This is a genomic window from Enterococcus moraviensis ATCC BAA-383 (assembly GCF_000407445.1).
Taxonomy (GTDB): domain Bacteria; phylum Bacillota; class Bacilli; order Lactobacillales; family Enterococcaceae; genus Enterococcus_L; species Enterococcus_L moraviensis.
On record NZ_ASWB01000002.1, the window covers coordinates 136984 to 156938 of the forward strand.

Sequence of the window (19955 nt, forward strand, 5' to 3'; positions counted from 1 at the left end):
AAGCAAAGTCCGCAACAAAACTAGATAAAGTTTTGTTGCGGACTTTTTTAGACTATTCAAAAGAAAGTTTGATTCTATGCAAACCCTCAATAAGTGTTTCTTTAGGACAAGCAACATTTAGGCGCATATGCTGTGTGCCACTGGGCCCAAAAGATATTCCAGGATTTAATACAACTTTCCCTTTATGAATAAGCTGTTTTTGTAACTGAGCGTCGGTCAAACCGAAAGCAGAAAAATCTAACCAAATGAGATAAGTTCCTTCTGGACACATCATTTTGACTTCTGGAAGTTCAGATTTCAAAAATTCACTTACCGTAACGATATTCTCGTTCAGGTAAATCAATAACTCTTTTAACCAGTTGTCACCATGTCGATAAGCAGCCTCTGTACCTACGTAACCGAAAATGTTTATTTCATTTTGGAAGTTTCGTTCTTGGGCATCAATGAATTTCTTTCTTAGATCAGGATTTTCAATAAAAATCATTGAGTTTTTTGTACCTGCAAGGTTGAAAGATTTTGTTGCAGCTGTCAATGTAATTGAAAAGTCCTTAAATGTCGAATGGACATTTGAGAATGTTGTAAACACATTAGGAGCAAAAATCAAGTCTTGGTGAATCTCATCACTGATGACAAGAACATCATATTTTGCACATAATTTTCCGAAAGCTTCTAGCTCACTTTTGGTCCAAACGCGTCCACCTGGATTATGAGGATTGCAAAGAATAAAAAGTCGGATATTTTCAGCAACAATTTGTTTTTCCAATGTGTCGAGATCCATAATGAAATGTTCTTGATCAATCAATAGCTGACTACGAACGAGTTTACGGTTATTTTGTTCAACGACTTTGGCAAATGGTGGATAAACAGGGTCGTGTATCAAAACTGCATCGCCAGGTTCAGTATAGGCTTGAATAGCTAGTGAGAGACTAGGAACAACGCCACTATTGAAAAGAATGGCTTCTTTACTAATGGAATAATCATGATGCCGTTTTTGCCAATCTTGAATGGCTTCATATAATGAATCAGGAGCAGGTGAATAACCTAATATCCCTTGCTCTGCAGTTTTTTTCAATGCCTCTAATACAGGTGTATTTGCTTTGAAATCCATATCGGCTATCCACAAAGGCAATAAGCCATCTTCTCCATAAGTATCCTTAATGGAATCCCACTTAGAACAATTTGTATTACGGCGGTTATAGACAGTATCAAATTCTACCATTCAATTCTTCCTTTCTATTATAAAACATTATTCAGTACATAAGACTTAACTATAGTATAATAGACTTTCAAAGAAATATGAACAAAAAGAATTAATAATGTATATAGTAGAAATAAATTCATGCACTTTCTAAAGGAACGTGCTATTATTTTAAATGAGAAGATCATTTTGACGGGAATAATGAAAAGAGGATACTAATATGGAATACAAAATAGGGATGATTCTTGACGGAACCATTACAGGACTACAGCCTTACGGTGCTTTCGTGTCATTAAGTGAAACAGTCCAAGGGTTGATACATGTTTCGGAAGTCCAAGCAGGGTATACGAAAAATATTCACAGTTTGTTGACGGTTGGGCAAAAGGTCCAAGTTCAAGTTATTGACATTGACGAATATTCAAAAAAAATCAGCTTATCTCTACGGACTTTAGAAAATCCAATACAACAACCAAATCATAGACGCAAAAAATATTTCACGAATAAAAATAAGAAAATAGGGTTTGAAACGTTAAAAAAAGAGTTACCAATATGGACAGATGAAGCAATGGATAAATTACTATCGAAATAATTCTGTTTTTTTTCAGAAAATATGTTACAATTTTCCTAGTTTCTGAAAACAAAAATTAATTGAGGTGGATGTTTTGTCTAACAAAAAAGTCGCTGGTACTATTATGCTGAATCTAAATGATGGTTCGAAAAAGTTTCTTGTTCATCCAGTGGGTGAATCAATGGCGTTTGTTACAACAAAAGTTTCTGAAGAGATGACGGGATTGGCAAGCATGTTACAAGTTTTCAAAGAAGAAATTCAACTAGATGTTACATCAATTAATTTAGTAGAGTTAACAAATGCGCATACTGATGCTGAGAACATGCCTTTGTTTGTCTTTGAAATGAACGAAGACCACATGATTCCGACTGTTGATGATAGATATGTGTGGGAAAGACCATCTGAATTAAAAAATTTACTAGCTTCTTATGATATTCAAGGAGTGCCGATGTTTTAAAAATCAATAAGTTACATAAAAATAAAAGGCTATTGTTACTATACGCTTTTTATCCAGAAGTGAAAGGACGAAGCAAAACGAACCTAAAGTTTTGTATCGTCCTTTTTTAAATATAGAATAGGAGAAAAATAGTATGGAATTAAAACAAGTTACTATAGAAGAAACAAAACTTGCTTTGTCTCTATTGAAAGAAAGTGCTGAATGGCTAAAAGAAATTGGAAGTGAACAATGGTCTGAGATTTTAAGTGGGCAAGACAAGCACGGCTTAACCAATGCAATAGAAAAAGGGGAGGTCTATTTCTTCTATAATAATACTCAGTTAGCTGGATTAGTTGCAGCATGGGAAATGCCAACTGAATGGGATCGACTTCTTTGGAAGGAAATTAATGAAGTTCAAAAAGTTTGTTACATCCATCGTGTAATTATTCGTCCAATTTATAGAGGCAAATCTTATGGAGCGGAATTACTGACTGCATTAAAGCGGAAGTTTTCTGGTGAAGTTTTAGAGTTACGCTTAGATTGTTTAGCGAGTAATCAGAAGCTAATCGCGTTTTACCAAAAAAATGGGTTTATCAATGTTGGAAGTTCAAAAGATTTAAATGGAAATGAATTCGAACTATTTTCGTTTGAAATGCAAAATCAATCGTAATTTACTGGTTATTGATCCGAAATGACAAGTTCACATAATAAAAATGTTAAAAAGACGAAAATATGATAGATTAGCATAAAATCCAATAATAAACTTTGATATTTTTTTGAAAATAAAGGTTGACCAATAAAGAAAAACTTGTTATATTATATCTTGTCGCAAGGCACTGATGAAACACGCCGAACGATGAGAATAATATAACAATCCAAGGTTGAAAAAAACTTTGGAAATCAGGAAAAAAGTTGTTGACAAACAATGTTTAACCTGATAAAATAATGAAGTTGTCGCAAGAACTACAAGCGACAAACAAGAAATAGAATAACATTTCAAGTTCGAAAAAAACTTGAAAAATCAGAAAAAAGTTGTTGACAAATAACTAATAACCTGATAAACTAATGAAGTTGTCACGAAACACTCGACAACATCAAGCAGAAAAAACTTTGAAACTTTTGAAAAAAAGTGTTGACATCGAATCGAAGATTTGATATGATATAAAAGTTGCTGCGAGGTAACACAGTAGACCTTTGAAAACTGAACAAAGTAAGACGAACCAAATGTGTAGGTTGTTTTTACAACGGTAAAAACAAACAACAATTTTTAACAAAGCGAAGCAATATGCTAGCAAACAAATGAGCTTAACAATCGCAAGATTGTGTTCAACTTTTATTATGAGAGTTTGATCCTGGCTCAGGACGAACGCTGGCGGCGTGCCTAATACATGCAAGTCGAACGCTTCTTTTCTACCGAGTGCTTGCACTCATTTGAAAAGAGGAGTGGCGGACGGGTGAGTAACACGTGGGTAACCTACCCATCAGAGGGGGATAACACTTGGAAACAGGTGCTAATACCGCATAATAGTCGACACCGCATGGTGTTGATTTGAAAGACGCTTTCGGGTGTCACTGATGGATGGACCCGCGGTGCATTAGCTAGTTGGTGAGGTAACGGCTCACCAAGGCCATGATGCATAGCCGACCTGAGAGGGTGATCGGCCACACTGGGACTGAGACACGGCCCAGACTCCTACGGGAGGCAGCAGTAGGGAATCTTCGGCAATGGACGAAAGTCTGACCGAGCAACGCCGCGTGAGTGAAGAAGGTTTTCGGATCGTAAAACTCTGTTGTTAGAGAAGAACAAGTAGGAGAGTAACTGCTCTTACCTTGACGGTATCTAACCAGAAAGCCACGGCTAACTACGTGCCAGCAGCCGCGGTAATACGTAGGTGGCAAGCGTTGTCCGGATTTATTGGGCGTAAAGCGAGCGCAGGCGGTTTCTTAAGTCTGATGTGAAAGCCCCCGGCTCAACCGGGGAGGGTCATTGGAAACTGGGAGACTTGAGTGCAGAAGAGGAGAGTGGAATTCCATGTGTAGCGGTGAAATGCGTAGATATATGGAGGAACACCAGTGGCGAAGGCGACTCTCTGGTCTGTAACTGACGCTGAGGCTCGAAAGCGTGGGGAGCAAACAGGATTAGATACCCTGGTAGTCCACGCCGTAAACGATGAGTGCTAAGTGTTGGAGGGTTTCCGCCCTTCAGTGCTGCAGCTAACGCATTAAGCACTCCGCCTGGGGAGTACGACCGCAAGGTTGAAACTCAAAGGAATTGACGGGGGCCCGCACAAGCGGTGGAGCATGTGGTTTAATTCGAAGCAACGCGAAGAACCTTACCAGGTCTTGACATCCTTTGACCACTCTAGAGATAGAGCTTTCCCTTCGGGGACAAAGTGACAGGTGGTGCATGGTTGTCGTCAGCTCGTGTCGTGAGATGTTGGGTTAAGTCCCGCAACGAGCGCAACCCTTATTGTTAGTTGCCATCATTCAGTTGGGCACTCTAGCGAGACTGCCGGTGACAAACCGGAGGAAGGTGGGGATGACGTCAAATCATCATGCCCCTTATGACCTGGGCTACACACGTGCTACAATGGGAAGTACAACGAGTCGCTAGGCCGCGAGGTCATGCAAATCTCTTAAAGCTTCTCTCAGTTCGGATTGTAGGCTGCAACTCGCCTACATGAAGCCGGAATCGCTAGTAATCGCGGATCAGCACGCCGCGGTGAATACGTTCCCGGGCCTTGTACACACCGCCCGTCACACCACGAAAGTTTGTAACACCCGAAGTCGGTGAGGTAACCCTTGTGGAGCCAGCCGCCTAAGGTGGGATAGATGATTGGGGTGAAGTCGTAACAAGGTAGCCGTATCGGAAGGTGCGGCTGGATCACCTCCTTTCTAAGGAATATTACGGAAACTTACACATTCGTCGACACTTTGTTCAGTTTTGAGAGGTTTACTCTCAAATTAATAAGCATCAAGGGGCCTTAGCTCAGATGGGAGAGCGCCTGCTTTGCACGCAGGAGGTCAGCGGTTCGATCCCGCTAGGCTCCATAGTAACCTAATGGTTACTAACGAATTGTTCATTGAAAACTGGATATTGAAGTAAAAAAGTAATCAAAACAAACCGAGAACACCGCGTTGAAGAGTTAATTAACTGTTCGAAGCTTATTTTATTGGTCACGCCTCTATCGCTAGAGAAACGAACCAAACAAAACCGATCGTAAGATCGTAAGGTTAAGTGAATAAGGGCGCACGGTGGATGCCTTGGCATTAGGAGCCGATGAAGGACGGGACTAACACCGATATGCTTTGGGGAGCTGTAAGTGAGCTATGATCCAGAGATTTCCGAATGGGGAAACCCAGCATCTTTTATAGGATGTTACTTTCCAGTGAATACATAGCTGGTTAGAGGTAGACGCAGAGAACTGAAACATCTAAGTACCTGCAGGAAGAGAAAGAAAATTCGATTCCCTGAGTAGCGGCGAGCGAAACGGGAAGAGCCCAAACCAACAAGCTTGCTTGTTGGGGTTGTAGGACTCCGTTGTGGTAGTCTGTCAAGATAGTCGAAGAACCTGGAAAGGTTCGCCAAAGTGGGTAATAGCCCCGTAGACGAAATGTTGGCAACACCTAGGAGGATCCTGAGTACGGCGGAACACGAGAAATTCCGTCGGAATCCGCGGGGACCATCCCGCAAGGCTAAATACTCCCTAATGACCGATAGTGAACCAGTACCGTGAGGGAAAGGTGAAAAGCACCCCGGAAGGGGAGTGAAATAGATCCTGAAACCGTGTGCCTACAACAAGTCAAAGCCCGTTAATGGGTGATGGCGTGCCTTTTGTAGAATGAACCGGCGAGTTACGATTGCATGCGAGGTTAAGGTGAAGAGCCGGAGCCGCAGCGAAAGCGAGTCTGAATAGGGCGAATGAGTATGTAGTCGTAGACCCGAAACCATGTGATCTACCCATGGCCAGGTTGAAGGTGTGGTAAAACGCACTGGAGGACCGAACCCACGTACGTTGAAAAGTGCGGGGATGAGCTGTGGGTAGCGGAGAAATTCCAAACGAACTTGGAGATAGCTGGTTCTCTCCGAAATAGCTTTAGGGCTAGCGTCGAAGTTAAGAATGATGGAGGTAGAGCACTGTTTGGACTAGGGGCCCATCTCGGGTTACCGAATTCAGATAAACTCCGAATGCCATTCATTCATATTCGGCAGTCAGACTGCGAGTGATAAGATCCGTAGTCGAAAGGGAAACAGCCCAGACCACCAGCTAAGGTCCCAAAATATATGTTAAGTGGAAAAGGATGTGGGGTTGCACAGACAACTAGGATGTTGGCTCAGAAGCAGCCACCATTTAAAGAGTGCGTAATAGCTCACTAGTCGAGTGACCCTGCGCCGAAAATGTACCGGGGCTAAACATATTACCGAAGCTGTGGATCACACCTCTGGTGTGATGGTAGGAGAGCGTTCTAAGGGCGTTGAAGGTCGATCGTGAGGACGGCTGGAGCGCTTAGAAGTGAGAATGCCGGTATGAGTAGCGAAAGACGGGTGAGAATCCCGTCCACCGTATGACTAAGGTTTCCTGGGGAAGGCTCGTCCGCCCAGGGTTAGTCGGGACCTAAGCCGAGGCCGATAGGCGTAGGCGATGGACAACAGGTTGATATTCCTGTACCAGTTGTTTTTGTTTGAGCAATGGAGGGACGCAGGAGGCTAAGGAATGCATGCGACTGGAAGTGCATGTCCAAGCAGTAAGTCTTGAGTAGAGTCAAATGCTTTACTCTATACGGACAAGCTGTGATGGGGAGGGAAATAATAGTACCGAAGTTCCTGATGTCACACTGTCAAGAAAAGCTTCTAGTGAGAAAACAACTGCCCGTACCGTAAACCGACACAGGTAGTCGAGGAGAGTATCCTAAGGTGAGCGAGCGAACTCTCGTTAAGGAACTCGGCAAAATGACCCCGTAACTTCGGGAGAAGGGGTGCTGACTTCGGTCAGCCGCAGTGAATAGGCCCAAGCGACTGTTTATCAAAAACACAGGTCTCTGCAAAATCGAAAGATGAAGTATAGGGGCTGACGCCTGCCCGGTGCTGGAAGGTTAAGAGGATGGGTTAGCTTCGGCGAAGCTCAGAATTGAAGCCCCAGTAAACGGCGGCCGTAACTATAACGGTCCTAAGGTAGCGAAATTCCTTGTCGGGTAAGTTCCGACCCGCACGAAAGGCGTAACGATTTGGGCACTGTCTCAACGAGAGACTCGGTGAAATTTTAGTACCTGTGAAGATGCAGGTTACCCGCGACAGGACGGAAAGACCCCATGGAGCTTTACTGTAGCTTGATATTGAGTGTTTGTACCACATGTACAGGATAGGTAGGAGCCGATGAACCCGGAACGCTAGTTTCGGTGGAGGCGCTGGTGGGATACTACCCTTGTGTTATGAACCCTCTAACCCGCACCACTTATCGTGGTGGGAGACAGTGTCAGGTGGGCAGTTTGACTGGGGCGGTCGCCTCCTAAAAGGTAACGGAGGCGCCCAAAGGTTCCCTCAGAATGGTTGGAAATCATTCGCAGAGTGTAAAGGCAGAAGGGAGCTTGACTGCGAGACTTACAAGTCGAGCAGGGACGAAAGTCGGGCTTAGTGATCCGGTGGTTCCGCATGGAAGGGCCATCGCTCAACGGATAAAAGCTACCCTGGGGATAACAGGCTTATCTCCCCCAAGAGTCCACATCGACGGGGAGGTTTGGCACCTCGATGTCGGCTCGTCGCATCCTGGGGCTGTAGTCGGTCCCAAGGGTTGGGCTGTTCGCCCATTAAAGCGGCACGCGAGCTGGGTTCAGAACGTCGTGAGACAGTTCGGTCCCTATCCGTCGCGGGCGTTGGAAATTTGAGAGGAGCTGTCCTTAGTACGAGAGGACCGGGATGGACTTACCGCTGGTGTACCAGTTGTTCTGCCAAGGGCATTGCTGGGTAGCTATGTAGGGAAGGGATAAACGCTGAAAGCATCTAAGTGTGAAGCCCACCTCAAGATGAGATTTCCCATTTCTTTAAGAAAGTAAGACCCCTGAGAGATGATCAGGTAGATAGGTTGGAAGTGGAAGTGCAGTGATGTACGGAGCGGACCAATACTAATCGGTCGAGGACTTAACCAAAGAAACGAAATAAAAAAGTTTTTCGGAATGTTTGATTACTACTTCAATCCAGTTTTGAGTGAATAATCACTCAACTTAATAGCAACAACACCCAGTGTGGTGGCGATAGCGAGAAGGATACACCTGTTCCCATGCCGAACACAGAAGTTAAGCTTCTTAGCGCCGATTGTAGTGAAGGGTTTCCCTTTGTGAGAGTAGGACGTCGCCACGCTAGTTGTTATTCCGGCATAGCTCAGTTGGTAGTAGCGCATGACTGTTAATCATGATGTCGTAGGTTCGAGTCCTACTGCCGGAGTAAAAGAACGAAGACTGAATAAGTTTTCGTTCTTTTTTTATTTTATAGTAAAATAAACATTATTATTTGATAGAATAAGCAAAAGATGAAATAATGGCAATAATGAGTAAAAACCATTATCGTGAACTAACAGTTTTGTCATGTGAAGAATCTATTTTACAGAAAAATGGCTTTCCTACGCTGTTTTTTGATATAATACTTGTAGGATATATTGAACTAGGAATTTAGATTGAGTTAGGACTATTTAACCTATGTTATAATAGTTTAAAGAAGTTAGGAGTGGCAACGTGAAGGTTTTATTATATTTTGAAGGTGAAAAAATATTAGCAAAGTCTGGAATAGGGCGAGCATTAGACCATCAGAAGCGGGCACTCTCTGAAGTAGGGATAGAATATACATTAGATGCTGATTGTAAAGACTACGATATTTTACATATTAATACTTATGGAATCAATAGTCATAGTATGGTAAACAAAGCAAAAAAGATGGGAAAAAAAGTGATTTACCATGCACATTCAACTGAAGAAGATTTTAGAAATTCATTTATTGGATCAAATCAACTCTCTCCTTTAGTTAAAAAATACTTAGTTAGTCTATATTCTAAAGCAGATTTTTTAATTACACCTACGCCGTATTCAAAGGAACTATTAGTGGGGTATGGTATCACCGTTCCGATTGCTTCAATTTCAAACGGAATCGATTTGAATCGTTTTAAACGATCTGAAGAAAAAGAGACAAAGTTTATGAAATATTTTAAAATAAAAGAGAATCAAAAAGTTATTATCTGTGTAGGGCTTTACTTTGAAAGAAAAGGTATTATTGATTTTGTTGAACTCGCTAGAAAATTTCCGGATTATCGTTTTATCTGGTTTGGGCATACACCGATGTATTCTATTCCAAAGGCAATTAGGACAATCGTAAAAGACGATCATCCTTCAAATGTTGAATTTCCTGGTTATATAAAAGGAGACATTATTGAAGGGGCATATTCAGCTGCGGATCTATTTTTCTTTCCTTCATATGAAGAAACAGAAGGAATAGTCATTTTAGAAGCTTTGGCTAGTAAACAGCAAGTTTTGGTTAGGGATATCCCAGTCTATAAAGGATGGCTTGAAGATAAAGTAAATTGTTATATGGGACAAACGAATGAAGAGTTTGCTCATTTACTCGAGTCACTTGTCGAAGGGGAAATCCCAGATACGTGCCAACAAGGTTATAACGTTGCCAAAGAGAAAAGCATTGGACACATTGGTCACGAACTAAAAGATGTCTATGAAAAAGTGCTAGGAACTAAAATCATATAAGAATCAAAAATAATGCATCAGGAAATTTAAATTAATGGAGGGGAACAAAGTGAAATTTGGTTTCTTTACAGATACATATTTTCCCCAAGTTAGTGGGGTTGCAACATCAATTAAAACACTCAAAGAAGAATTAGAACAAAAAGGTCATGAGGTATATATATTTACGACCACTGATCCAAATGCAAAAGAATTTGAAGAAGATGTTATTCGGATGCCTAGCGTTCCATTCGTTTCTTTTAAAGACCGTCGGATCGTTGTACGAGGAATGTGGTATGCATATTTAATTGCCAAAGAACTTGAATTAGATCTGATTCACACGCATACAGAGTTTGGTGCAGGATTATTAGGTAAAATGGTAGGGAAAAAGCTTAAAATCCCTGTCATTCATACGTACCATACTATGTATGAGGATTATTTACATTATATTGCAAAAGGAAAAGTTGTACGGCCCACGCACGTTAAATATTTTTCTCGTTTCTTTGCAAATCATACGACAGGGGTAGTTTGTCTCAGTGAACGAGTAATTGATAAATTAAAAGAATATGGCGTAACGTCACCGATGAGAATTATTCCAACAGGGATCGATATTAAGAAGTTTGAAAGGCCAGATATTACTGTGGAGATGAAGAAAGCACTTCGAGATCAATTAGGATTAGACGATGATAGTATCATGTTATTATCTTTAAGTCGCATTTCATATGAGAAAAATATCCAAGCGATAATTAGAGGGTTACCAACTATTTTTGAAAAGTTTCCCAATGCTAGTTTAGTGATTGTCGGAGATGGACCTTATGTTGATAAGCTTCGTTGCTTAGGCGAAGAGTTAGGAATAAGTGATAAAATTCAATTTATCGGTGAAGTTCCAAATGATCAAGTTGCGATTTATTACAAAGCTGCTGATTATTTTGTCAGTGCTTCAACTTCAGAAACGCAAGGACTGACCTATACTGAAGCGATGGCATCTGGAGTTCCATGTGTAGTTGAAGGAAATGCTTACTTAAATAATTTATTCGATCATGAAAGTTTAGGTAGAACCTTTAAAACAGATGCGGATTTTGCCTCAACCTTTATTGACTATGTTGATTCAGGAATTAAACCAGACGAAGCTATCTTAAAGGAAAAACTTTATGAAATATCAGCCACTCATTTTGGAAATGTCATGCTTGAATTTTATGAAGATATGATTCGATATTACGATCAACTTATTATAGAAAAAGAAGCAGCGGACTCTATTGAACGAATTAAAGTCAAATTTACTTCTTTAAGAAAATAAATGTTAAAACTTCTATTCTTGGTTTATACTAAGAATAGAAGTTTTTTTATTTAAACATAATAGGGGGATTAAGACTATGCCACAAATTGGATTCATTGGAACTGGAGTTATGGGTGCAGCAATTGTCAGAAATATGATGAAACAAGGATTGAACGTCAATGTCTATAATCGAACTAAAAGTAAAACAGATGACCTAGTTAAAGAAGGTGCAGTTTGGCAAGATACTCCAGCTGCAATTACTGCAAGTAGCGATATTATCTTTACTATGGTTGGCTTTCCTAGCGATGTTGAGACGATTTATTTTGAAGAAAATGGTATTTTTACAGAAGATATTAAAAATAAAATAGTTGTTGATTTAACTACTAGTACGCCAACATTGGCAGAAAAAATAGCAATTAAGGCAACTGAGCTTGGTGGAGTCTCTTTAGATGCTCCTGTATCAGGAGGCGACTTAGGGGCCAAGAATGGGACGCTGACAATCATGGTAGGCGGAAATCAGAAAGCATACGACCAAGTATTCCCTATATTTGAAACCTTTGGTAAAACGTTTAGCTTGCATGGTGGTGCAGGAAAAGGGCAGCATACCAAAATGGCAAATCAAATCATGATTGCTGGAACAATGACAGGTATGACAGAAATGATGGTCTATGCGAATAAAGCTGGTTTAGACTTGGATAAAGTTATTGAGACATTATCAGGTGGCAGTGCGGCAAATTGGTCTTTAAGCAACTACAGCCCAAGAATATTAAAAGAGGACTATTCTCCAGGCTTTTTCGTAAAACACTTTATAAAAGATTTAAAGATTGCCTTAGATGAAGCTGAGAAAATGAATCTTGAATTACCATCAACAGAATTAGCAACAAAGCTCTATGAAAAGCTTGCGGATAAAGGGTTTGAGAACGATGGCACACAAGCCTTGATCAAACTTTGGTGGCCAAGTGGGAAACTACCAGATAGTAAAAATTAAAGAACAGCAAAAAAATTAAAAAAAATGACGAAAAATCATGCAAGAAAGACAATGTTTTGATACAATGGTACAGAACTAGTTTTTAAAGGGAGGCCCATTTATGAAACATTCACAACTTGTGGCGATTATCAAGCGACTTGAAGCGATGACTGAAGCAACAGACAATGAAATTCAGGTTCGTCGTTTTGAACGTGAAGGTGCTGAAAAATGCATCGTAACTTATGATAAATCAACTGAAACATTTGAATTAACAGAAACTGATTCTCAACAAAGTTATCAATTTGATAATATTGATATTGTTGCGATGGAGATTTATGATTTAATTCAATAATTAGTAAAATTTAAGTAAGTATTTAACAAAATCAATGACAATAATCAAAAATCCTGTGGCGTACATTTTTTGTACGCCACAGGATTTTTTTATTTGTTAGCTATTGATACATCAAAAATAGCTTTAATAGTCTTTTAGCGATGCTATTCGCTTTCAAAGGTCATCGTTAAAAAAATTCTTCTTGGAAGCTAACTAGTACAGTTGACAAAGTCCTGATATCACTTTTCATTCAACCTTGAGTGATTGGAACTTGTGCTACAAAAGTATCTATTGTTAGCGGTCCCAAAGGCATGTTCGGCCTTTTCTTAAAAGTAGAAAATATTTTGAGCGTCAAACTAAAATAAATGATAGTAAATATGTTGATAACAGTCAAAAGTTTTTTTTAAAGGACATGAAATTACAAATTTAAAATTATTTTTTAACTCGCTTAATTAAAGGATTTTCACCATTTTTTTGATTAAGAAAAATTAAAAATAGAATATTTTGCTTGCAATCTTTTTTTATATACGATATAGTTTGAACATCAAATGATTTGATAATCAAAGTATATGGATGGTGCACACAAATGGAACCTAATTTAGAAACAGTCAACGATTATCTTGTCAGTGTCTTTAATGATATTTTGACAATTGAAGAATCCGAATTGAAAAAATCACAATTCAATGACTTATCCATTACTGAAATGCACACAATTGAAGCAATTGGGATGTATAAGAAAAAGACTTCGACAGAAGTAGCGAAAGAATTGTCGATTACAGTCGGAACATTGACCGTGGCGATCAATAACCTTGTAAAAAAAGGGTATGTGGAACGTATACGAAGTGAAGACGATCGTCGAGTAGTTAAGTTAGGATTGACCAAAAAGGGCAAATTACTTTTTCGTGTTCATCAGCATTTCCATAGAGAAATGGTCAAAAGAATCTTAAATGGAATGGATAAAGCGGAAGAACAGGCTTTATTGAAGGCATTGAAGAATCTTCATGATTTCTTAAAGGAATATAAATAAAAGTGAGGACCAAGATGAATCAACATGCAAAAATAACATGTACAAGCCGTTATGTTCCTAAAAATGCAGTATCTAATGAGCAACTTTCCAAAATGATGGATACATCTGATGAGTGGATTTCTAGTAGAACAGGCATACGTTCAAGAAATATTGTGACGAATGAAAATACATCAGATTTATGTATAAAAGTGGCTGAAAGACTACTAGAGAAATCTGGAAAAAAGGCGGAAGACTTGGATTTTATCCTTGTTGCAACGATGACACCAGATTATGGCACGCCCTCAGTTGCATGCCTTGTTCAAGGACATATTTCGGCTACTCGTGCATTTGCTTTTGATATCAGCGCTGCTTGTTCTGGTTTTGTCTATGGACTAAGTATGGGAGAAAAATTGATCCGTACAGGGAAAAAATTAGGCATGGTTATTGGTGGAGAAACATTATCTAAAGTTCTTGACTGGAATGATCGCAGTACGGCTGTATTATTTGGTGATGGGGCGGCTGGTGTGTTGTTAGAAGTAGATAAAGAGGAACATTTTTTAAACGAAAAACTACAGGCAGATGGACAAAGGGCTTTGTCACTCACTTCTGGTTATGTCGAAAATAAAAGTCCTTTTTATATAGAGGAATCGGAACATTCTTCTTATCTAAGCATGACAGGTAGAGATATTTACGATTTTTCGTTGAATGATGTCACAAAAAATATTCAAGAAATCATTGAAGACGATGTAGATTATCTTTTATTGCATCAAGCAAATAAACGCATCATTGAAAAAATATCGAAAAAGCTTAAAGTTCCTAGAGAAAAGTTTCTCACAAATATGGAACACAACGGTAACACCTCTGCTGCAAGCATCCCGCTATTACTTGATGAAGCAGTAGAAAAAGGAGTGCTTCAATTAGGCTCTAATCAAAAAATTGTGTTAACAGGCTACGGCGGCGGTTTAACGTGGGGATCAATCCTCTTAACGCTGTAAAACTGTAACTATATAAACTAAAAAAGAAAATTATTGGAGGAATATACACATGGTATTCGAGAAAATTCAAGCAATTATTGTAGAAGAATTAGGTAAAGATCCTGAGGAAGTAAAATTAACAACAAACATTCAAGAAGAATTAGATGCGGATAGCTTAGACTTATTCCAAATCATCAATGAAATCGAAGATGCTTTCGATATAAAAATTGAATCAGAAGATGGTATTGCTACTGTTCAAGATTTAGTAACATACGTAGAAAAACAAAAAGCATAATAAATAAAGCGATTAGGTAAATAAAAAAGTTGGATGAGCAAGGTTCTATGTGATTCTCAACAATTGCTAAGAGCCTTGCTTTTGTTCACACCGCTCGTTGGAATTAGAAAGGCTGGTACTAAACTTATAGAGTTTTGTTCCAGCTCTTTTTTGATTAATGATTTTATAAATTGAAGGATGTAGTTTATGCAGTCAAAGATATGTGATTTGCTTGGAATTGAATACCCTATTCTTCAGGGTGGCATGGCTTGGATTGCAGATGCTTCTTTAGCAGGAGCAGTTTCTGAAGCTGGTGGTCTTGGAATCATCGGAGGAGGCAATGCGCCGAAAGAAGTAGTTCTAGCTGAAATCAAGAAAATCAAAGAAATTACAGATAAACCATTTGGCGTCAATATCATGTTACTTTCGCCTTTTGCGCAAGATATCGTGGATTTAGTTTGTGAAGAACAGGTTCCTGTGGTTACCACAGGTGCAGGGAATCCCAGTAAATATATGGCTCGTTTTAAAGAACATAACATAAAAGTGATTCCAGTAATTCCTTCTGTGGCATTAGGGGCTCGAATGGAGAAAATTGGAGCGGATGCAGTAGTTGTTGAAGGAATGGAGGCTGGAGGACATATTGGCAAGCTGACAACAATGAGTATTGTGCCACAAGTTGTAGATGCGTTGAAAATCCCTGTGATTGCGGCTGGTGGTATTGGAGATGGTCGTGGAATGGCGGCAGCTTTAATGTTAGGTGCAGAAGGTGTTCAAATAGGCACACGATTTTTGGTTGCTAAAGAGTGTACTGTACATGAAAATTATAAAGCTAGAATCATTAAAGCAAGAGATGTTGATACAACGGTTACTTGTCAACATTTTGGGCATCCAGTGAGAGCTATTAAAAATAAATTGACTAATGAATATGATCGGTTAGAAAAAATAGAATTGAAAAAAGCTGATCCAGATCTTGTGAAATTCGATGAATTAGGACAAGGAGCTTTAAAAAAAGCGGTTGTAGAAGGTGATGTTGATCATGGATCGATCATGGCTGGACAAATCGCAGGCCTTGTAAAAAAAGAAGAGACAGTGAAAGAAATTATTGATTCTTATATTAGTGAGACAAATGAAGTGATAGCAGCGAAGTGTAGTCGCTGGCTTTAAATAGAAATAATGTTCGAATTGAATTGTAAATAAAGTGAGGTTCAGTTTTTTTTTGAAAAAACAAAACTTGAATGGGAAAAAATTTATCTTAATCCTGTTTTTTGTTTTTTACTCAAGTTTGAGCTGCCTAATCAGTGATTAAATCTATCTAGCTTTGAATGCTAGCCTAAAATAAAGGAGTAAGGTAATGAAAACAGCTTTTGTATTTAGCGGACAAGGTGCTCAGTATAGTGGCATGGGAAAAGAATTGTTTGACCAAGAGGAAATTGTTCAACAAACATTTAAAGAAGCAAGTGATGCTTTGGGATATGATATGGCAGAACTCTGTTTTACAGAAAATGACCAGCTAAATGAGACTATGTATACACAACCTGCTATTTTAACAGTCAGTATTGCTTTTTATCGTCTTTTACAGTCAAAAGGTTATCAGCCAGATGTAGTAGCAGGATTAAGCTTAGGAGAGTACAGTGCGCTTGTAGCAAGTGGCGCGATTTCATTTAAAGAAGCCGTTCAATTAGTTGCTAAAAGAGGCAAGTATATGACGGAAGCTGCACCCAGTGGAACAGGGAAAATGGTCGCAGTAATGAACGCTGATCGTTCATTGATCGAAAAATGTTGCCAAGAGGCAAGTGTTCTGGGAATTGTTTCGCCTGCAAACTATAATACGCCTCAGCAAGTTGTTATCGGTGGAGAAATACCTGCTGTTGATAAAGCGGTGGAATTGCTAAAAGAGGCTGGTGTGAAACGAACTGTTTCTTTAAAAGTTAGTGGTCCTTTTCATACGGCATTATTAAAACCTGCTTCTGAAAGGTTAGCAAGTGAGTTAGAAAAAATAAATTTTGCAGAAATGACGATTCCTGTAATCAGTAATACTACAGCGCACGTAATGGAACAATCAGAGATCAAAGAATTATTAGAAAAACAAGTGATGTCTGCTGTTCGTTTTGCTGATAGTATCGAAACAATCAAAAAAATGAATGTTGATGTAATGATAGAAGTTGGACCAGGTAAAACATTAACTGGTTTTATCAAGAAAATCGATAAAGAAATCGAAACGGCTCGTGTGGAAGATGAAAAAACACTGTGTGAAACACAAGCTTTGTTGGACGGGAGGTAACGAATGGATTTAAAAGGAAAAAACGTATTTGTTACAGGTAGTACAAGAGGCATCGGAAAAGAAATTGCTTTAACTTTTGCAAAAGAAGGCGCAAATGTTGCTTTGAATGGGCGTGGTGAAATCAGCTCAGAATTAGTGAAAGAAATTGAAGCTTTTGGGGTTAAATGTATCGGGGTTTCAGGAGATATTGCTAATTTTGACTCAGCAGGAGAAATGATACAGGCTGTTGTTGATGGTTTAGGATCAGTAGACATTCTAGTGAACAACGCTGGCATTACAAACGATAAATTATTATTGAGAATGTCAGAAGAAGATTTTACACGATGCATTCAAATCAATTTAACCGGAACATTCAATATGACACAACATACAATCAAAAAAATGATGAAACAACGTAGTGGAAGAATTATTAATATGTCTAGTGTCGTTGGGTTGATGGGAAATATCGGCCAAGCCAATTATGCGGCAAGTAAAGCTGGGGTTATTGGTTTAACTAAATCAGTAGCAAGAGAAGTTGCGGCTCGCGGCATTACGTGTAACGCTATTGCACCAGGCTTTATTGAAACTGAAATGACAGAAGTTTTATCCGATAAAGTAAAAGAACAAATGAGTCAACAAATTCCATTACAATCATTTGGACAAGTAGAAGACGTCGCCAATGCGGCAATCTTTTTAGCGAAAAGTCCATATATTACAGGGCAAGTCCTAAATGTAGATGGTGGTTTAGTCATGCACGGCTAATCAACAAGCTTGAAAGGAGCGATTGAATGAATCGCGTAGTGATTACAGGTTATGGTGTGGCATCTCCAATTGGGAATGATGCAGAAACCTTTTTAGAAAGTTTACAAACTGGAAAAAATGGAATTGGACCTATTACAAAGTTTGATGCCAGCGAAACGGGTATTACATTAGCAGCAGAAGTAAAGGACTTTCCTTTTGACAAGTATTTTGCAAAAAAAGATGCTAAACGTATGGATCTTTTTTCCTTATTCGGTATTTATGCAGCGTTAGAAGCGATGGAAATGAGTCAATTAGATATAGAACAGATTGATGTTGATCGTTTTGGGGTCATGGTGGGTTCTGGTATTGGTGGACTACAAACTATTCAGGATCAAGTGACAAGAATGCGTGAAAAAGGGCCTAAACGTGTGGCGCCTTTATTTATACCAATGGCTATTGGAAACATGGCGGCAGGGAATATCGCGTTACGCGTTGGAGCAAGAGGGACATGTACGGCAACAGTCACGGCTTGTGCTACAGCGAATAATTCGATCGGAGAAGCTTTTAGAAATATCAAACATGGTTATTCAGATGTATTATTAGCAGGCGGAACGGAAGCTTCGATCACTGAAATAGGAATTGCTGGTTTCGCTTCCTTAACAGCTGTAACTTCTGAGGAAGATCCAAATAGAGGATCAATTCCATTTGATAAAAATCGTAGTGGATTTGTAATGGGTGAAGGTGCTGGAATTTTAGTTTTGGAATCTTTAGAGCATGCTCAAAAAAGAGGAGTTAAAATTTTAGGGGAAATCGTTGGGTATGGTTCAAATTGTGATGCCTATCATATGACATCGCCTAGGCCAGATGGAAGTGGTGCTGCCAAAGCGATGAAATTAGCGATCGAAGAAGCCAATATTGATTCTGACAAAGTGGGCTATATCAATGCTCACGGTACAAGTACACCGTCCAATGATGTTGCAGAAACTAAAGCAATTCAAACTGCTTTAGGAGAAGCCTCTAAAAATGTTCGTGTTAGTAGCACGAAAAGTATGACTGGGCATTCATTAGGTGCTACAGGTGGGATTGAAGCAATTGCGACATTGAACGCTTTACAGCATCAATTTATTCCGCCAACGATCAATATTGAGCAGTTAGATGAAGCCATCGAAATTAATATTGTTACAAATGAAAGTCAAAAACATGAATTTGAGTATGCTTTGACAAATTCATTTGGCTTTGGTGGTCATAATGCAGTACTTTGTTTAAAACGTTGGGAGGATTAAAATGAATATCAATGAAGTGAAGGAATTATTAACACAATTTGACCAATCAACACTAACGGAATTTGATCTTAGAGAAGGTTCGTTTGGTCTTTATATGAATAAAAATAAAGTAACACAAAAATCGTCGTCGGATGAAGTAAAATATACTGCTGACAATAATACAATGACTCAGGAATCATCTGAAGTTACAAGCCAACAAATGGAAGTAAAAGAAACGATCAAAGAAACTGTAAAACCTGAAGCGAAACCAGAAAATACAGAAGAAATCATTTCTCCAATCGTAGGCGTTGTGTATTTAAAACCAGCACCTGATAAAGAAAACTTTAAACAAGTTGGTGATTCAGTGAAAAAAGGCGACATCGTGTGTATTGTTGAAGCGATGAAACTTATGAATGAAATTACCGCTACTGTAGATGGTGTGATTACAGAAGTTTTAGTAGAGAATGAAGATGTTGTTGAATTTAATCAACCTCTTTTCCGTGTCGCTAAGGGAGTGGAATGATGAATATAGAAGAAATCAAAGAAATTATTCCTCATCGATATCCTTTTTTACTGTTAGATACAGTGGAAGAAATCGTTGTTGGTGAAAAAGTTATCGCAAAGAAAAATGTAACGATCAATGAACCTTTTTTTCAAGGACATTTTCCAGGAGAACCTGTGATGCCAGGTGTATTGATTCTTGAAGCATTAGCACAAGCAGGTGCTGTAGCATTATTGTCTATGCCTGATTTTAAAGGGAAGACAGCCTATTTTGGTGGTATTGATAAAGCCAAATTTAGACAAAAAGTTGTTCCAGGTGATACGTTGATGTTAGAAGTAGAAATTATGAAAGTAAAATCAATAGCCGGCATCGGCAAAGGAACTGCAACTGTGAATGGGAAAAAAGTAGCGGAAGCAGAATTGACCTTTATGATTGGATAGG

The 19955-nt window shown here is 39.1% G+C and carries 17 protein-coding genes, 2 tRNA genes and 3 rRNA genes; 21 read left to right on the forward strand and 1 reads right to left on the reverse strand.

The window, feature by feature from the left end; genetic code table 11:
* Nucleotides 1-52 precede the first annotated feature (52 nt).
* Nucleotides 53-1219 carry a MalY/PatB family protein gene (locus I586_RS06640; RefSeq protein WP_010765913.1) on the reverse strand — a complete coding sequence of 389 codons (1167 nt, stop codon included), beginning with the start codon at nucleotides 1217-1219 and terminating at the stop codon, nucleotides 53-55.
* 199 nt (nucleotides 1220-1418) lie between these two features.
* Between I586_RS06640 and I586_RS06645 the strand changes: the two genes are divergently transcribed.
* The 21 genes from I586_RS06645 to fabZ all read left to right on the forward strand — a co-directional run bounded on the left by I586_RS06645 (nucleotide 1419) and on the right by fabZ (nucleotide 19954).
* Complete coding sequence (locus I586_RS06645; protein ID WP_010765912.1) at nucleotides 1419-1787, forward strand: CvfD/Ygs/GSP13 family RNA-binding post-transcriptional regulator; 369 nt, start codon at nucleotides 1419-1421, stop codon at nucleotides 1785-1787.
* A 64-nt stretch (nucleotides 1788-1851) separates the two neighbouring features.
* Entirely contained in the window at nucleotides 1852-2223 is a 372-nt protein-coding gene (locus tag I586_RS06650; protein WP_174270386.1) for a hypothetical protein, read from the forward strand.
* A gap of 133 nt (nucleotides 2224-2356) precedes the next feature.
* Nucleotides 2357-2872, forward strand: coding sequence for a GNAT family N-acetyltransferase (locus tag I586_RS06655; protein WP_010765910.1), 516 nt, complete (start codon nucleotides 2357-2359; stop codon nucleotides 2870-2872).
* A 664-nt stretch (nucleotides 2873-3536) separates the two neighbouring features.
* Nucleotides 3537-5097: ribosomal RNA gene (locus tag I586_RS06660) — 16S ribosomal RNA — on the forward strand.
* 83 nt (nucleotides 5098-5180) lie between these two features.
* Nucleotides 5181-5253 (forward strand) — tRNA-Ala (locus I586_RS06665).
* 181 nt (nucleotides 5254-5434) lie between these two features.
* A 23S ribosomal RNA gene (locus I586_RS06670) occupies nucleotides 5435-8346 on the forward strand.
* Nucleotides 8347-8441: 95 nt separating this feature from the next.
* Nucleotides 8442-8557, forward strand: a 5S ribosomal RNA gene (gene rrf, locus I586_RS06675).
* The 16S, 23S and 5S rRNA genes sit together here with 2 tRNA genes alongside, the layout of an rRNA operon.
* A 10-nt stretch (nucleotides 8558-8567) precedes the next feature.
* Nucleotides 8568-8641 (forward strand) — tRNA-Asn (locus I586_RS06680).
* A 287-nt stretch (nucleotides 8642-8928) separates the two neighbouring features.
* A complete protein-coding gene (locus I586_RS06685) occupies nucleotides 8929-9945 on the forward strand; it encodes an LTA glycolipid anchor biosynthesis glycosyltransferase, IagA/BgsA family (RefSeq protein ID WP_010765909.1) in 1017 nt (338 codons plus the stop codon).
* Between the two features lie 49 nt (nucleotides 9946-9994).
* Nucleotides 9995-11218 carry a glycosyltransferase family 4 protein gene (locus I586_RS06690; protein ID WP_010765908.1) on the forward strand — a complete coding sequence of 408 codons (1224 nt, stop codon included), beginning with the start codon at nucleotides 9995-9997 and terminating at the stop codon, nucleotides 11216-11218.
* A gap of 76 nt (nucleotides 11219-11294) precedes the next feature.
* Nucleotides 11295-12185, forward strand: a complete 891-nt coding sequence (locus I586_RS06695; protein ID WP_010765907.1) for an NAD(P)-dependent oxidoreductase — start codon at nucleotides 11295-11297, stop codon at nucleotides 12183-12185.
* 100 nt (nucleotides 12186-12285) lie between these two features.
* On the forward strand, nucleotides 12286-12516 hold the full coding sequence (locus I586_RS06700; protein WP_010760442.1) for a YkuJ family protein: 231 nt from the start codon (nucleotides 12286-12288) through the stop codon (nucleotides 12514-12516).
* Between the two features lie 565 nt (nucleotides 12517-13081).
* Complete coding sequence (gene fabT / locus I586_RS06705) at nucleotides 13082-13522, forward strand: fatty acid biosynthesis transcriptional regulator FabT (protein WP_010765906.1); 441 nt, start codon at nucleotides 13082-13084, stop codon at nucleotides 13520-13522.
* A 14-nt stretch (nucleotides 13523-13536) separates the two neighbouring features.
* Nucleotides 13537-14496 carry a beta-ketoacyl-ACP synthase III gene (locus I586_RS06710; protein WP_010765905.1) on the forward strand — a complete coding sequence of 320 codons (960 nt, stop codon included), beginning with the start codon at nucleotides 13537-13539 and terminating at the stop codon, nucleotides 14494-14496.
* Between the two features lie 49 nt (nucleotides 14497-14545).
* Nucleotides 14546-14770, forward strand: a complete 225-nt coding sequence (locus tag I586_RS06715; RefSeq protein ID WP_010765904.1) for an acyl carrier protein — start codon at nucleotides 14546-14548, stop codon at nucleotides 14768-14770.
* A gap of 186 nt (nucleotides 14771-14956) precedes the next feature.
* The gene (fabK, locus tag I586_RS06720; RefSeq protein ID WP_010765903.1) at nucleotides 14957-15913 is read left to right on the forward strand and encodes an enoyl-[acyl-carrier-protein] reductase FabK; all 957 of its coding nucleotides are present in this window, start codon (nucleotides 14957-14959) and stop codon (nucleotides 15911-15913) included.
* 187 nt (nucleotides 15914-16100) lie between these two features.
* On the forward strand, nucleotides 16101-17030 hold the full coding sequence (gene fabD, locus I586_RS06725; protein ID WP_010765902.1) for an ACP S-malonyltransferase: 930 nt from the start codon (nucleotides 16101-16103) through the stop codon (nucleotides 17028-17030).
* 3 nt (nucleotides 17031-17033) lie between these two features.
* The gene (fabG, locus tag I586_RS06730; protein ID WP_010765901.1) at nucleotides 17034-17771 is read left to right on the forward strand and encodes a 3-oxoacyl-[acyl-carrier-protein] reductase; all 738 of its coding nucleotides are present in this window, start codon (nucleotides 17034-17036) and stop codon (nucleotides 17769-17771) included.
* 26 nt (nucleotides 17772-17797) lie between these two features.
* Nucleotides 17798-19033: a beta-ketoacyl-ACP synthase II gene (gene fabF, locus I586_RS06735; protein WP_010765900.1), complete on the forward strand. Its 1236-nt coding sequence runs from the start codon at nucleotides 17798-17800 to the stop codon at nucleotides 19031-19033.
* A 1-nt stretch (nucleotide 19034) separates the two neighbouring features.
* Nucleotides 19035-19535, forward strand: a complete 501-nt coding sequence (accB, locus tag I586_RS06740) for an acetyl-CoA carboxylase biotin carboxyl carrier protein (RefSeq protein WP_010765899.1) — start codon at nucleotides 19035-19037, stop codon at nucleotides 19533-19535.
* Nucleotides 19535-19954 (forward strand): 3-hydroxyacyl-ACP dehydratase FabZ, encoded by a 420-nt coding sequence (gene fabZ, locus I586_RS06745; protein WP_010765898.1) that lies wholly within the window; start codon nucleotides 19535-19537, stop codon nucleotides 19952-19954. The genes accB and fabZ overlap by 1 nt, the downstream gene beginning before the upstream one ends.
* The last annotated feature ends 1 nt before the right edge of the window (nucleotide 19955 follow it).